The organism is Paraburkholderia dinghuensis, assembly GCF_003837865.1.
GTDB classification, from domain to species: Bacteria; Pseudomonadota; Gammaproteobacteria; order Burkholderiales; family Burkholderiaceae; genus Paraburkholderia; species Paraburkholderia dinghuensis.
In genome coordinates this window covers 96,512-110,330 of sequence record NZ_RQIS01000008.1, presented here as the reverse complement: position 1 = coordinate 110,330, position 13,819 = coordinate 96,512, and the positions used below count along the sequence as shown (strand labels likewise).

12 protein-coding genes are annotated in these 13,819 nt (G+C 64.5%); all 12 read left to right on the top strand.

What is annotated here, in order from left to right:
• Positions 1 to 58 precede the first annotated feature (58 nt).
• Positions 59 to 1,894, top strand: coding sequence for a methyl-accepting chemotaxis protein (locus tag D1Y85_RS12755; protein WP_124151424.1), 1,836 nt, complete (start codon positions 59 to 61; stop codon positions 1,892 to 1,894).
• Between the two features lie 18 nt (positions 1,895 to 1,912).
• Entirely contained in the window at positions 1,913 to 2,047 is a 135-nt protein-coding gene (locus D1Y85_RS27915) for a hypothetical protein (RefSeq protein ID WP_281278279.1), read from the top strand.
• Positions 2,044 to 3,054: a CheR family methyltransferase gene (locus D1Y85_RS12750; RefSeq protein WP_124151423.1), complete on the top strand. Its 1,011-nt coding sequence runs from the start codon at positions 2,044 to 2,046 to the stop codon at positions 3,052 to 3,054. The genes D1Y85_RS27915 and D1Y85_RS12750 overlap by 4 nt, the downstream gene beginning before the upstream one ends.
• Entirely contained in the window at positions 3,051 to 3,830 is a 780-nt protein-coding gene (cheD, locus tag D1Y85_RS12745; RefSeq protein WP_124151422.1) for a chemoreceptor glutamine deamidase CheD, read from the top strand. The genes D1Y85_RS12750 and cheD overlap by 4 nt, the downstream gene beginning before the upstream one ends.
• A gap of 5 nt (positions 3,831 to 3,835) precedes the next feature.
• Positions 3,836 to 4,942 (top strand): protein-glutamate methylesterase/protein-glutamine glutaminase, encoded by a 1,107-nt coding sequence (locus D1Y85_RS12740; RefSeq protein WP_185218971.1) that lies wholly within the window; start codon positions 3,836 to 3,838, stop codon positions 4,940 to 4,942.
• A gap of 108 nt (positions 4,943 to 5,050) precedes the next feature.
• A complete protein-coding gene (cheY, locus tag D1Y85_RS12735) occupies positions 5,051 to 5,446 on the top strand; it encodes a chemotaxis response regulator CheY (protein WP_124151555.1) in 396 nt (131 codons plus the stop codon).
• Position 5,447: 1 nt separating this feature from the next.
• Entirely contained in the window at positions 5,448 to 6,173 is a 726-nt protein-coding gene (gene cheZ / locus D1Y85_RS12730; RefSeq protein ID WP_425466928.1) for a protein phosphatase CheZ, read from the top strand.
• Between the two features lie 336 nt (positions 6,174 to 6,509).
• On the top strand, positions 6,510 to 7,022 hold the full coding sequence (locus D1Y85_RS12725) for a DUF2844 domain-containing protein (protein ID WP_124151553.1): 513 nt from the start codon (positions 6,510 to 6,512) through the stop codon (positions 7,020 to 7,022).
• 17 nt (positions 7,023 to 7,039) lie between these two features.
• A complete protein-coding gene (locus D1Y85_RS12720) occupies positions 7,040 to 8,338 on the top strand; it encodes a DUF3443 domain-containing protein (RefSeq protein WP_246024897.1) in 1,299 nt (432 codons plus the stop codon).
• 337 nt (positions 8,339 to 8,675) lie between these two features.
• Entirely contained in the window at positions 8,676 to 10,019 is a 1,344-nt protein-coding gene (flhB, locus tag D1Y85_RS12715) for a flagellar biosynthesis protein FlhB (RefSeq protein WP_124151420.1), read from the top strand.
• Positions 10,016 to 12,115 carry a flagellar biosynthesis protein FlhA gene (flhA, locus tag D1Y85_RS12710; RefSeq protein WP_124151419.1) on the top strand — a complete coding sequence of 700 codons (2,100 nt, stop codon included), beginning with the start codon at positions 10,016 to 10,018 and terminating at the stop codon, positions 12,113 to 12,115. The genes flhB and flhA overlap by 4 nt, the downstream gene beginning before the upstream one ends.
• Before the next feature lie 406 nt (positions 12,116 to 12,521).
• Complete coding sequence (locus tag D1Y85_RS12705) at positions 12,522 to 13,589, top strand: hypothetical protein (RefSeq protein ID WP_185218970.1); 1,068 nt, start codon at positions 12,522 to 12,524, stop codon at positions 13,587 to 13,589.
• Positions 13,590 to 13,819 lie beyond the last annotated feature (230 nt).

Here is a 13,819-nt window from a genome sequence, read left to right as displayed (position 1 = left end):
ACGAAAACGTGTTGCACAACGATCACCCGGCTAATTGCCGGGCAAAGGAGCAAACGAGATGCTGCAAAAGTGGTCGATCCGCGCAACGCTGACGGGCGTCGGGGTCATTCAGATCTTGCTGACGTTCGTCGTCGGCGCGCTTGGGCTCGTCGCGCTCGGAAACGCGGGTGACTCGCTGAGTACGATTGCGCGCGGCGACATCGTCGCGATGCGCTCGCTCAACGAGGCATCGGCATTCCTGATCCGCTCGCATATCGTGCTCCAGCGCGCGAGTGCCCTCTCGTCGAGCGGCCAGGCCGACGAGTCGAAGAAGGCGCTCGACTTCGCCGACACCATGTTCGCCAAGAGCAACGATGCGTGGAAGGCCTTCCAGGCCGCGCCGAAGAATGGACTCGACGCCGCCATGCTCGATGCGCTGGCGCAAAAACACGGCACGGTGGTGGACGGCGTGCAGGCCGAATTCGCGGCCCAGCGCGCAAACGATCAAGCGGCGTATCACGTGGTGGCGGATACGAAGATCGGTCCGATGTTCATCGACTACGACAACGCCACGGGGCAGATCGGCCAGGCTCTGCAGGACAGCGCGCAGGCGCGTGCATCGAGCGCGCACGATGCGATCTCGCTCATGCGTACGCTGATCATCGCGGCGACCGTTGGCGCGCTCGTCGTCGTCGCGGTGATCCGTTTCTCGTTGCGCGGGCTTATCTTCGCGCCGCTCAACGCGCTCGTCGAGTGCTTCGAGCGCATGTCGAACGGCGATCTCTCGCAGCCGGTCCATGTCACGAGCGATAACGAAATCGGCCGCCTCTTCGTCGCCGTCAAGCGCATGCAGGATAGTCTCGTCACGCTCGTGAGCGCGATGAGCAAGGGCGCGGGTTCGATCGACGTCGGCGCGCGCGAGATTGCGATGGGCAACACCGATCTTTCGCAGCGCACCGAACAGCAAGCTGCGTCGCTGCAGGAAACCGCGTCGAGCATGGAGCAGCTCACCGGCACCGTTAAGCAGAACGCGGAGAACGCACGCCAGGCCAGCCAGCTCGCCGTCAACGCGTCGGATATCGCGACGCGCGGCGGTGAAGTGGTCGGCGAAGTGGTTCACACGATGCAGGACATCGCGGCTAGCTCGACGAAGGTCGTCGACATCATCAGCGTGATCGAAGGCATCGCGTTCCAGACCAACATCCTGGCGCTGAACGCCGCGGTCGAGGCCGCGCGTGCGGGCGAGCAGGGCCGCGGCTTCGCGGTGGTGGCGGGCGAAGTGCGCAGCCTCGCGCAGCGCAGCGCGAGCGCGGCGAAGGAAATCAAGGAGCTGATCAACACTTCGGCGGAGAAGGTGCAAAGCGGCTCGCAGCTCGTGGGCCGCGCGGGCACGACGATGGAAGAGATCCTCCAGGCCGTGCGTCGCGTCACCGACATCATGGGCGAGATCAGCGCCGCATCCGAGGAACAATCGAGCGGCATCGAGCAGGTGAACCGCGCCGTCACGCAGATGGATACGGTGACGCAACAGAACGCGGCGCTCGTAGAACAGGCGGCTGCGGCTGCCGCGTCGCTCGAAGAGCAGACGCGTCAACTGCAATCGGTGCTCGGCGGCTGGCGCGTCGGCGGTGCCGCCATGCGGACGACTTCCGCGCCTGCTCGTGCTGCAACGCCGTCGCCTGCTGCGAGGGCCGCCGCGTCGTCAGTGGCGCAGAGTGTGCCGGCAACGCCGGCGGCGAAACGCGCTGCGTCGGCATCCGTTGCACACGCAGTGTCGCCGAAGCCTGTCGCCGCAGCCACCTCGGTCACCGAGGCCGCCGTCGCAAAACCGGCTCCGAAGGCTGCCGTTCGCAGCGAACCGGTCGCGCATGCCGCGCCGGCCGCATCGGGCGACGGCGACTGGGAAACGTTCTAGTTCTAACGAGTCATCGCAATGCATATGAGCGTCAACGGCCAGAGTGAGTCGTACCGCGCCGCCGTCCACGAAACGGCCGCCGCGCACGACGCCCTGCACGCATTGCAGACCGGCATGCGCGCGGCCGGACGATACGGGAGCGTACGGCGATGAAGGGTCCGGGTTTTTCGCGCGAAGATCGCGCCGGACGCACGTCGGGCGCTTCGGGTGCAACGACTGGCGCCGGTGGCCTGACCGGCTTGCCCGTCGCCGAGAGCAACCGCGATTTCGATTTCACCTCGGCGGATTTCGAGCGCATCCGTGCGCTGATCCACCGCCGCGCGGGCATTTCGCTTTCGGACCATAAGCGCGACATGGCGTACAGCCGTCTCGCGCGGCGTCTGCGCGCGCTCGGCATGGACAGTTTCCGCGACTATCTCGACCGGCTCGAATCGGGCAACGACGCTGTCGAGTGGGAGGCGTTCACCAACGCGCTCACCACGAACCTCACGGCGTTCTTCCGCGAAGCGCATCACTTTCCGATTCTCGCGGAGTTCGTGAAGCGGCGGACACAACCCGTGTCGGTGTGGTGTTCGGCGGCATCGACGGGTGAAGAGCCCTATTCGATCGCCATGACGCTGATCGAGGCGCTCGGCGACCGCGCGGCACGCGAAGCGAAAGTGCTCGCCACCGACCTCGACACGCAGGTACTCGCGAAGGCCGATGCGGGCGTCTACGCCTACGATCAGGTCAAGCACCTGAGCCCCGAGCGGCTTAAGCGCTTCTTTCTGAAGGGCACCGGCGCGCACGCGGGACAGGTGAAGGTGCGCCCGGAACTGCGCCAGATGATCCGCTTCGAGCAACTCAATCTCACCGACGCGGACTACGGCTTGCGGCAGACCTTCGACGCAATCTTCTGCCGCAACGTGATGATCTACTTCGACAAGCCGACGCAGTCCCAGGTGCTGTCGCGCTTCGAACCGCTGATGAAAACGGATGGCCTCCTGTTCGCGGGTCATTCGGAGAACTTCACTTACGTCACGCATGCCTTCCGGCTGCGTGGCCAGACGGTGTACGAACTCGCGCGCCCGGAGGCCGCCCGCGCTGCAAGTGCTACGAGTACTGCAACAGGCGCGGCGGCCGCGCGCCGCCCCGTTGATACGATCGGAACTACCGCATGAGTGCCTCGTTACCGATCGCGACCAATCACTACTTCGACACCCAGTTCCACCTTCCCGGCGTGAAACTGCTGCCGAACGAGTTCTATACGACCGGCGAAGACATGGTGCTCGTGACGGTGCTCGGCTCGTGCGTGGCCGCGTGCATCCGCGACGCCGCGGCGGGCATCGGCGGCATGAACCATTTCATGCTGCCCGACGACGGCGTAGACACCATGCAGACGGCAGCCTCCGATTCGATGCGCTACGGCGCCTACGCGATGGAAGTGCTCGTCAACGAACTCATCAAGATGGGCGGACGGCGCGAGCGGTTCGAGGCGAAGGTGTTCGGCGGCGCGGCGGTGCTCGCAGGCATGACGACGATGAACATCGGCGACCGCAACGCGGAGTTCGTGCGCCGCTATCTCGCGACCGAAGGCATTCGCATCGCAGCCGAAGATCTGCAGGGCAAGCATCCGCGCAAAGTGGCGTTCCAGCCGCGCTCGGGCCGGGTGATGGTGAAAAAGCTGCGTATCGCGCAGGACCCGGATGTCGCCGCGCGCGAAGAGGCGCTCGCGCATCAAACCCCGGAGGCACGCGCCGAACGGCTCGCAAGGGCGCGTCAGCGCGTCGAGCTGTTCGGACTCGCGGGATCGCGCGCCGGTCCGTCCGTGCAGTTGCCCGCTTCATTACAGCCGCAGCCAGGGCGTGCCCGTGTCGAATTGTTCGGCGCGAGCGCATCCACGTCGCCGCGGCTTCCCAGTCATGACAACAACGCCAGGACAGTAGAGGAGGCGTGAACGCTGTGCAAAAAATCAAGGTTCTCTGCGTCGATGATTCGGCGCTCATCCGCAGCCTGATGACGGAGATCATCAACGATCAGCCGGACATGACGGTCGTCGCCACGGCGCCGGATCCGCTCGTCGCGCGCGAGCTGATCAAGCAGCACAACCCGGACGTCCTGACGCTCGACGTGGAAATGCCGCGCATGGACGGCCTCGACTTTCTCGAGAAGCTGATGCGTCTGCGGCCGATGCCGGTTGTGATGGTGTCGTCGCTGACCGAGCGCGGCAACGAAATCACGCTGCGCGCGCTCGAACTGGGTGCCGTCGATTTCGTGACGAAGCCGAAAGTCGGCATCCGCGACGGCATGCTCGAATACGCGGAAAAGCTCGCCGACAAGATTCGCGCCGCCGCGCGCGCTCGCGTGCAGGCACGCCACGCCGCGCCGGCCGCCGCGGCCGGTGCGCCGGCTGCCGCGCACGGCGCGCATCCGGCCGCGGCGCCCGCGCCGATGCTCAACAACCCGCTGCTCAGTACCGAGAAGCTGATCATCGTCGGCGCATCGACGGGCGGCACCGAAGCTATCCGCGAAGTGCTCACGCCGCTGCCGCCCGACGCGCCTGCCGTGATGATCGCGCAGCACATGCCGCCCGGTTTCACGAAGTCCTTCGCGCAGCGCCTGAACACCCTGTGCCGCATCACCGTGAAGGAAGCGGAGCACGGCGAGCGTGTGCTGCCCGGCCATGCGTACATCGCACCGGGCCACGCGCACCTCTTGCTCGCGCGAAGCGGCGCGAACTACATTGCCAATCTTTCCGACGACCCGCCGGTGAACCGGCATCGTCCGTCGGTCGACGTGCTGTTCCGCTCGGCGGCGCAGCACGCGGGCAAGAACGCCATCGGCGTGATTCTCACGGGCATGGGCCGCGACGGCGCAGCAGGACTGCTCGACATGCGCCGCGCGGGTGCGTACACGTTCGCGCAGGACGAGGCGAGCTGCATCGTGTTCGGCATGCCGCGCGAGGCGATTGCGATGGGTGCCGCGGACGATGTCGCGCCGCTATCGGACATGAGCCGCCGCGTGATGGCACGTCTCGCGCTGATGGGTGACCGCGTGCAGCGCGTATGATGCGCTAGCGCAATGTATTAGCGGAACGACGAACGATTAATTTGAGTGGCCTCGTGTCACGTGAATCTGGATAATTGCCCAGGTTCAGCTCGGAGGAATGGAACTGTGATTGATAAGGGAATGAAATTTCTGGTTGTGGACGATTTTCCGACGATGCGCCGGATTGTCCGCAACCTGCTCAAGGAACTCGGCTACTCGAACGTCGACGAAGCCGAAGACGGCGCGGCCGGCCTCGCACGGCTGCGCAGCGGCGCCTACGAATTCGTGATCTCCGACTGGAACATGCCGAACCTCGACGGCCTCGCGATGCTCAAGGAAATCCGCGCGGACGCGGCCCTCAAGCATCTGCCGGTGTTGATGGTGACGGCTGAGTCGAAGAAGGAAAACATCATCGCGGCGGCGCAGGCCGGTGCGAGCGGTTACGTGGTGAAGCCGTTCACGGCGGCGACGCTCGACGAGAAGCTGAACAAGATTCTCGAGAAGATGGCAAAAACCGGGAGCTGATGTGAACGAGCCCAGCAGCGCGCAGGCCGACGGCCTGCAGGACGAGGCCGCGGGCGCGCAGGCAGATCCGGCCGAGTTCGCGAGCGACCGCATTCTCGCGCGCATCGGTCACGTGACGCGCACGCTGCGCGACTCGATGCGCGAGCTTGGTCTCGACAAGCATGTCGAGCGCGCGGTCGAAGCCGTGCCGGACGCACGCGACCGGTTGCGCTACGTCGCGACCATGACCGAGCAGGCCGCGGAGCGCGTGCTTGCGGCCATCGAGTACACCAAGCCGATGCAGGAGCAGCTCGAACGCGACGCGCGTGCGCTCTCCGAGCGCTGGGCGGCCTGGTATGGCGCACCGATCGGCCGCGAAGAAGTGCGCACCCTGATGGACGAGACCCGCGCGTTTCTCGACGGTGTGCCGCAGACCACGACCGCGACGAACCAGCAACTGCTGGAGATCATGCTCGCGCAGGATTTCCAGGATCTCACGGGCCAGGTGATCAAGAAGATCATGGACGTGGTGTATCTGATCGAGCAGCAACTGCTCGGCGTGCTGGTCGAGAACATCGCGCCGGAGCGGCGCGAGCAGTTCGCGGCGACGGCGGCCCAACTCGTCATCTCACCGACGGGCAGCCCCGAATCCCTGCTGAACGGCCCGCAGATCAATCCCGACGGCAAGACCGACATCGTGCAGGACCAGGGGCAGGTCGACGACCTGCTCGCGAGCCTCGGCTTCTAGTCCCACACGCGCGGGACGCCCGGCGACATGTCGCCCGGCCAGGATGCACCCTGTCCGCTGACACGGGCATACTAGTGCCAATGCGTCGCTGAAAAGGCCGCGGCTCCCGCCGCGGTCTTGCGGCGCATGAGCCGCTCCCTGTGTTGCCGCAGTGCGCCGCCGTCGCGCGCTACATCCGGCAGCCGCTTTCGCGGAGCGCTCTACCCTTTTGGGAGGGGTATGGCCGTCTTTCATCCGAACATTCCATCCATCGACTGTCGGGCCGCACTTGTCGTGCGGGCTTTGTCGCGTGCATCGTCAGGCATCGCCGCGCGCCTTGCCGGGCACTTCGCACCGATGGCGCTCGCGCTGGCTGCCGCGATGGTCTGTGCGCAACCGGCTCGCGCCGCGCTCGGCGGGGCGCCCATGGCGACACCCGACGGCGCGACCGTCAGCACGCTCAGCGCCGCCCAGATGCGCGCTGTCGCGGCGGCGGGCTCGGTCACCCAACAGGCCGCCCAGGCCAGCGCCGCGGCATCTTCCTCAACCACGGCGGCCTACACGGTCCGCCAAACCACGCTCGAGGGCGGCACCGTCGTACGCGAATACGTCTCGCGGGCGGGCACCGTGTTCGGCGTCGGCTGGACCGGCCCGCAGCCCCCCGATCTTTCTGCGCTGCTCGGCAGCTACTTTCCGCAGTACGTCGCCGGCGTGAAGGCGAGCCATGCGGCGGGTGTCGTGCGTGGGTCCGGCGTCGTCGAGCAGCCAGGGCTCATCGTCCACTCGGGTGGCCACATGGGCGCCTTCTCGGGCCAGGCGTGGCTGCCGCAGGATCTGCCAGCGGGCGTCAGCGCCGCGGATATCCAATAACCGCACCGGAGGCATGCGTGTTCACACAACGAATCCACACGAGCTTCCTCCACTGCCTGCGTCACGGCGCATTCCTGCTGCTGACGGCGCTTGCCGTTAGCGTGGCGGCCTGCGGTGGGGGCGGGGGCGGCGGCAGCGGCAGCAATAACAGCAGCAGCACCGACACGTCCTCGCTGCCGCCCGCACCGAGCCAGCAGCCGATCGTGGCCGCCGCCGCGAACACCGTGACGGTCTCGGTCGGGACGGGCGTCGCAAATGTGCCCAATATCCCGACCGTCAGCGTGACCGTGTGCGTTCCCAACGGCGGTCCCTGTACGGTGGTCAATAACATGCAGGTCGATACGGCATCGTTCGGGATTCGCATCGTTTCGTCGGCGCTGTCTTCGATCCTGAGTACGCTGCCCGTGAACGCCGCGTCGAATGGCGGCGCGCTCGCCGAATGCGCTGCGTTCGCCGACGGCTTCACCTGGGGCACCGTGCGCAACGTCGACGTGAAGATTGGCGGCGAGACCGCAAGCGCCATTCCGATCCAGGTGATTGGCGACCTTCCCGCCTCGACCGTGCCGGGGACCTGCTCGGTCAACGGCCCACAGCAGAGCACGGCTAGCGACCTCGGGGCGAACGGCATCCTCGGCATCGGTGTCGCGCCGTGGGACTGCGGCGCGACCTGCGTGAACAGCGCCACGTCGACCAACTACTACTCGTGCCCGGGCGGCACGAACTGCAACAAGACGACCGTCGCGACGAGCCAGCAGGTGGCCAATCCGGTGCCGCATTTTCCCGTCGATAACAACGGCATCATCCTGCAGATGCAGCCGCTTTCGTACAACGGCGCGTCGTCGGCCACGGGCACGCTCGTGTTCGGCATCAACACGCAGTCGAACAACACGAATACCGCTACGCAGCGCTTCCAGACCAACTCGGTGGGCGACTTCAGCGCCACGTTCAATAACCGCCTGGTCGGCACGTTCCTCGATTCGGGGTCGAACGCGCTCTTTTTCACTGACAACTCGTTGCCCCAGTGCGGCGGCTCGCTCGGCACGTTCTATTGCCCGTTGTCCCCGCAGACGTTTAACGCGGCGCTGACGGGCGCGGACGGATCGAGCGGCAGCGCGACCTTCAGCGTGGTCAGCGCCGCGGCACTGTTCGGTGCCAACGGCAACAAAGGCAATTTCGCCTTCAACGATCTTGCGGGGCAATTTGGCTCGACCTCGACGCTCGATCTGGGTCTGCCGTTCTTCTATGGCCGGTATGTTTACGTCGGCCAGGACATGGCCGCGACCGGCGGCACCCAGCTGCCTTTCGTCGCGTTCTGAGACTGCTGGGCACGGCGCGGCGGCGGTGAATCGGCCGCCGCGCCACTTCGGCAGTTCGTCCGCTCGTGTTGGCCAGTCGTCCGGCCGGGTGCGGTCCGCTGCCGTCGCAGTGCCGCTGACCGGTGACCCCGGCGACCTTCACGCATCACGTGCCCTCCCAGTACGCCCAAGCACCCCCCACGCCCGCCGCCCCGCCGAGCCGCCCCATTCCCCGAAATACCCCCGTTTCTCCGGCTTACTCCGCCAATCGCGGCTGGTGCGCCGCGGCAATAATTGCTGTCACTGAAAAAGGGCGTGTGCGGCCGCAAAAACGCACGCGCCACTGACCGGAGCATCCGTGGCTGAGGACAGCGACCTCGAAAAAACCGAATCTGCCACCCCCCGGCGCATACAAAAGGCGCGGGAGGAAGGGCAGGTTGCGCGTTCGCGGGAGCTTTCGACCTTCGCTCTGCTGTCGGCGGGCTTTTTCGGCGTGTGGATGCTTTCCGGCACCATCGGCGAGCATCTGGAGACCATGCTGCGTGGCGCGTTTACGTTCAACCACGCAGTGGTCTTCGACACCAACCGCATGCTGAGCGGCGCCGGTGTCGCCGCGCGCGAGGGTCTGTACGCGGTCCTGCCCGTGCTCGCGATGACGGGTGTCGCAGCCCTGCTCGCGCCGATGGCGCTCGGCGGCTGGCTCTTCAGCACGAATGTGCTCGAAATGAAGTTCAACCGCCTCAATCCCATGGAGGGTCTGGGGCGCATCTTTTCGTGGAACGGGCCGATTCAGCTCGGCATGTCGCTCGCGAAGACGCTCCTCGTCGGCCTGATCGGCGGTATGGCGGTGTGGCACCGGCGCGATGAAATTCTGGGCCTCGTCATGCAGCCCTCGCAGCGCGCGTTCGCCGATGCGTTTCATCTCGTCGCCGTCTGCTGCGGCACGACGGTCGCGGGAATGTTCCTGATCGCAGCGCTCGACGTGCCGTATCAGCTCTGGTCGTTCTACCGCAAGCTGCGCATGACGAAGGAAGAGGTCAAGCGCGAGAGCCGCGAAAACGATGGCGATCCCCAGGTCAAAGGCCGCATTCGCCAGCAGCAGCGCGCGATGGCGCGTCGCCGGATGATGTCGCAGGTGCCGAAGGCCGACGTGGTCGTGACCAACCCGACGCACTTCGCCGTCGCGCTGCAATACACGGACGGCGAGATGCGCGCGCCGAAGGTGATCGCGAAGGGCGTGAATCTCGTGGCGGCGCGGATCCGCGAAATCGCCGCCGAGAACAACGTGCCGCTTCTCGAGGCGCCGCCACTCGCCCGTGCGCTTTATCACAACGTCGATCTGAACCGCGAAATTCCAGGCCCGCTCTATAACGCGGTCGCGCAGGTGCTCGCGTGGGTGTATCAGCTCAAGCGCTTCCGCGAGCACGGCGGCGATGTGCCGATGGAGCCGACCGATCTCGAGGTGCCGCCCGAACTCGACAAGGGCGCGGTGCAGGACGACGAAGCCGACGAAGAGGCCGACGACGCCCTCGGCAAGAACAGGCCCGCAGCGAGTGCGGCGGGCGGACAAAATGCAAGACAGGCTGGTGGAAGGGCCGACCCCGCGGCAAACGCTGCGGCAGACCCCGCCGGCCCCGCAACGAGCGGCGACGCCAACAGGCGAGACACGCCGCGCCGCGACAACGAAGGAGTATCTGAATGAACGCCCGCACCGGATTTTTCGCGCGCCGCCCGGAAGTGCTGCAAGGCACGAACCTGCGCGCGCTCGCGGGACCGATCCTGATCGTCATGATCCTCGGCATGATGATCCTGCCGTTGCCGGCGTTCCTGCTCGATCTGCTGTTCACGTTCAACATCGCGCTGTCCGTGATGGTGCTGCTCGTCGCGATGTACACGATGAAGCCGCTCGACTTCGCCGCGTTCCCGAGCGTGCTGCTGTTTTCGACGCTGCTGCGGCTCTCGCTGAACGTCGCGTCCACGCGGATCGTGCTGCTCGAAGGCCACACGGGTCCGGCTGCGGCGGGCCGGGTGATCGAGTCGTTCGGCCACTTCCTCGTCGGCGGTAACTTCGCGGTCGGTATCGTCGTGTTCGTGATCCTCATGGTCATCAACTTCATGGTGATCACGAAGGGCGCGGGCCGTATCGCCGAAGTGGCGGCGCGCTTCACCCTCGACGCGATGCCCGGCAAGCAGATGGCCATCGACGCCGACCTGAACGCCGGCCTCATCAACGAGGAAGCCGCGCGCAAGCGCCGCAGCGAGATCGCCCAGGAAGCCGAGTTCTACGGTTCGATGGACGGTGCGAGCAAGTTCGTGCGCGGCGACGCGATCGCGGGCCTGCTCATCATGGTCATCAATATCGTGGGCGGGCTGATCGTCGGTGTCGTGCAGCACGGCATGGACTTCGCGTCGGCGGGTGAGACCTACACGCTGCTCACCATCGGTGACGGCCTCGTCGCTCAGATTCCGTCGCTCGTGATTTCGACCGCAGCGGGCGTGATCGTCTCGCGCGTCGCGACCAACGAAGACATCGGCACCCAGCTCACGGGGCAGCTCTTCACGAACCCGCGCGTGCTGATGATCACCGGCTCGATCATCGGCATCATGGGCCTGATCCCGGGCATGCCGCACTTCGCGTTTCTGGTGCTCGGCGGCGGCGCGATCCAGCTCGGCCGCACGCTGAAGAAAAGCGCCGAGGCGAAGAAGGCGAGCGCCGTGCTCGTCGATTCCACGCCCACCACGCTCGCGCCTGCCGAGGCGGCCGAGGCGAGCTGGGACGACGTCGCGCTCATCGACACGCTGGGCCTCGAAGTGGGCTATCGCCTGATTCCGCTCGTCGACAAGAACACCGACGGCGATCTGCTCAAGCGCATCAAGAGCATCCGCAAGAAGTTCGCGCAGGAAATCGGCTTCCTGCCGCCGGTCATCCATATCCGCGACAACCTGGAGCTGCGCCCGAACGCGTATCGCATCACGCTCAAGGGCGTCGAGGTGGGCGCGGGCGAGGCCTACCCGGGCCAGTGGCTCGCGATCAACCCGGGCCAGGTGAGCGCCGCGCTGCCCGGTACGCCGACGACCGATCCGGCGTTCGGCCTGCCCGCGGTCTGGATCGACACGAACATGCGCGAGCAGGCGCAGGTGTTCGGCTACACGGTCGTCGATTCGAGCACGGTGGTCGCGACGCACCTGAACCACCTGGTCGTGATGCATGCGTCCGAACTGCTCGGCCGCAAAGAGGTGCAGGCGCTCATCGAACGCGTGCAGAAGGACACGCCGTCGCTCGTCGAGGATCTGGTGCCGAAGGTACTGCCCGTCACCACGCTGCAGAAGGTGCTGCAGAACCTGCTCGACGAGGGCGTGCCGATCCGCGACATGCGCACGATCATGGAGTCGCTCGCGGAGCACGCGTCGCGCAACACCGACGCGCACGACCTCACGGCCGCGGTCCGCATCTCGCTTGGCCGCGCGATCACGCAGCAATGGTTCCCGGGCAACGGCGACATGCAGGTGATGGGGCTCGACGCGAACCTCGAGCGCGTGCTCTCGCAGACGCTCACCTCCGGGCCGAATCCGGGGCTCGAGCCGGGACTCGCGCACACGCTGCTCACGCAGACCGAACAGGCGATGGCGCGTCAGCAGAGTTTTGGCCTCGCGCCGGTGCTGCTCGTGCAGCACGCGCTGCGGCCGATGCTCTCGCGCTTCCTGCGCCGCAGCCTGCCGCAGTTGAAGGTGCTCTCGTACGCGGAGGTGCCGGATACGCGCAACGTGAAGGTCTCGAACGTCGTTGGCGCGAACTGATGCGGCAATGACTCGCGCTGTGGCGCCGGGAGGCGGACAAAATCCTGCTTCGGCGCTGCAGCGGTGTATCTACTTGTGCACAAGAGTGAAGCCAATCTGGCCATCCTCGGAGCGCTCAATGCCGGGCGGCTAACACCGATCACTGACCGGCAAGACAAATACCTGAACACATCGTCGAGCAGGACTACTGCGCCGTCGAATACATCATTAATTAGACCGATGATGGTCTTCAAGGATTTTCGAGATGTGCGCATCATTTATCAGCTATCAGTCTGGATTTGCCTATATTCCGCAGCGTGATGCCAGAGCATGCGAAACTACGCTCACGCCGCGGCTACGCCACTGCGAATTCAATTTCCAGATAAATTTCCCATAATCACCGCCGGCCGTTTTTAATCATGACGTCATGCGTGTAATAAAGATTATTCTCGCGCTTCTTGTGGGAGCTACCCTCGTCTACGGCATCCTCCACATCATTGCGAGAAAAAACGTAGATGAAGCCGTACAAGGACCAGTCGATGAAATAGCCGGGCAGAACTCATTCCTCGCGGACGTTGATCTCAGCCAGTCGGGGCGATGGTATATCTTGTACCAGAATACGAATGGGGCCTGGAAGGTGCTGGATGGTGCCGACAAGATCAACGACATTAGGGATCGGTTCTTTACCCGCTATTACCTGCCTGGATTGCTGCCTGGTGAGGGAAACCGTCCCAGTGTGACTGTCGTGAACAATGGCAATGAAATCAAGAACACGATGGCCGCTCTTTCGCCAGAGCTGGAAAGTCATTTCTTGCCGGTCGAATCCAGGTGGGCAGAAGGTCTGGACACGAAACAGGTTGACTTGATGATCGACAGGGAAAAAGATGGGGAAATATTCATAAAAGGCCTTCCCGATACGCGATATGACCACGAATTCAAAATTTCATTCCCGTTGTTTTTCAGAAAAATAAGAGCCACTCAAAACGGCGACGAGTGGGAAAAAGAGCGGGGTGATATTCTGCAAGCTCGATTCGAGCAGGAAAAATGGTTCGTTCAGAGATTTTCGGAGATATTTCCAAACGATAGTTTCGCGATTGAGCCAATCTGGACTGATCGGGAGGCAGTTTTCGTGGATCGACTGGGGAGCAATCCGGAAACTGAAGACAAGGCGGCAATTTACTGGACGATTGACCTGGACATCAAGACTTCATCAAAAGCGTTTTACGAACGCGTTCTGGCGTCGAAAAAACTACTGGAAAATCTGCATCCTCCAGCCAGGGACGTCATTGATCATGTCCGGAGCCTCACGCAAGCTGGAAAAGTGGATTTGATATTCAGCCAGGACCTGGAGGATGCGGTGCAGCGCGGACGCCGGATCGTAGTGACCGATTACAATCAGCTGGCAGTGACGCCATTCACGGCGCGTCAATTTACGATTAACTATTTCGTATTGGCGCCGAAGGAGAATGGACGTCGAACTGAGTCGGGAAAATAGATCTGCTTTTGCCGACCAACGCCGTTCTCCAGTTATCCGAGCAGTTCTTGTTATCGATGAGTTGCCTCGCCCTGCCATCCTTATGGCGACGCAACCCTCCTTGCTCACTTGTCGGCGAGCTTTGCCGTTGACTGAGAGACTCGCGCGACATCGAGGCATGGCAGAGCACACTGCCAGGCTTCGCGCACCGTCAGCGCCGTCGCGCACTATCGGCGCGGCCGGTTGCCGAC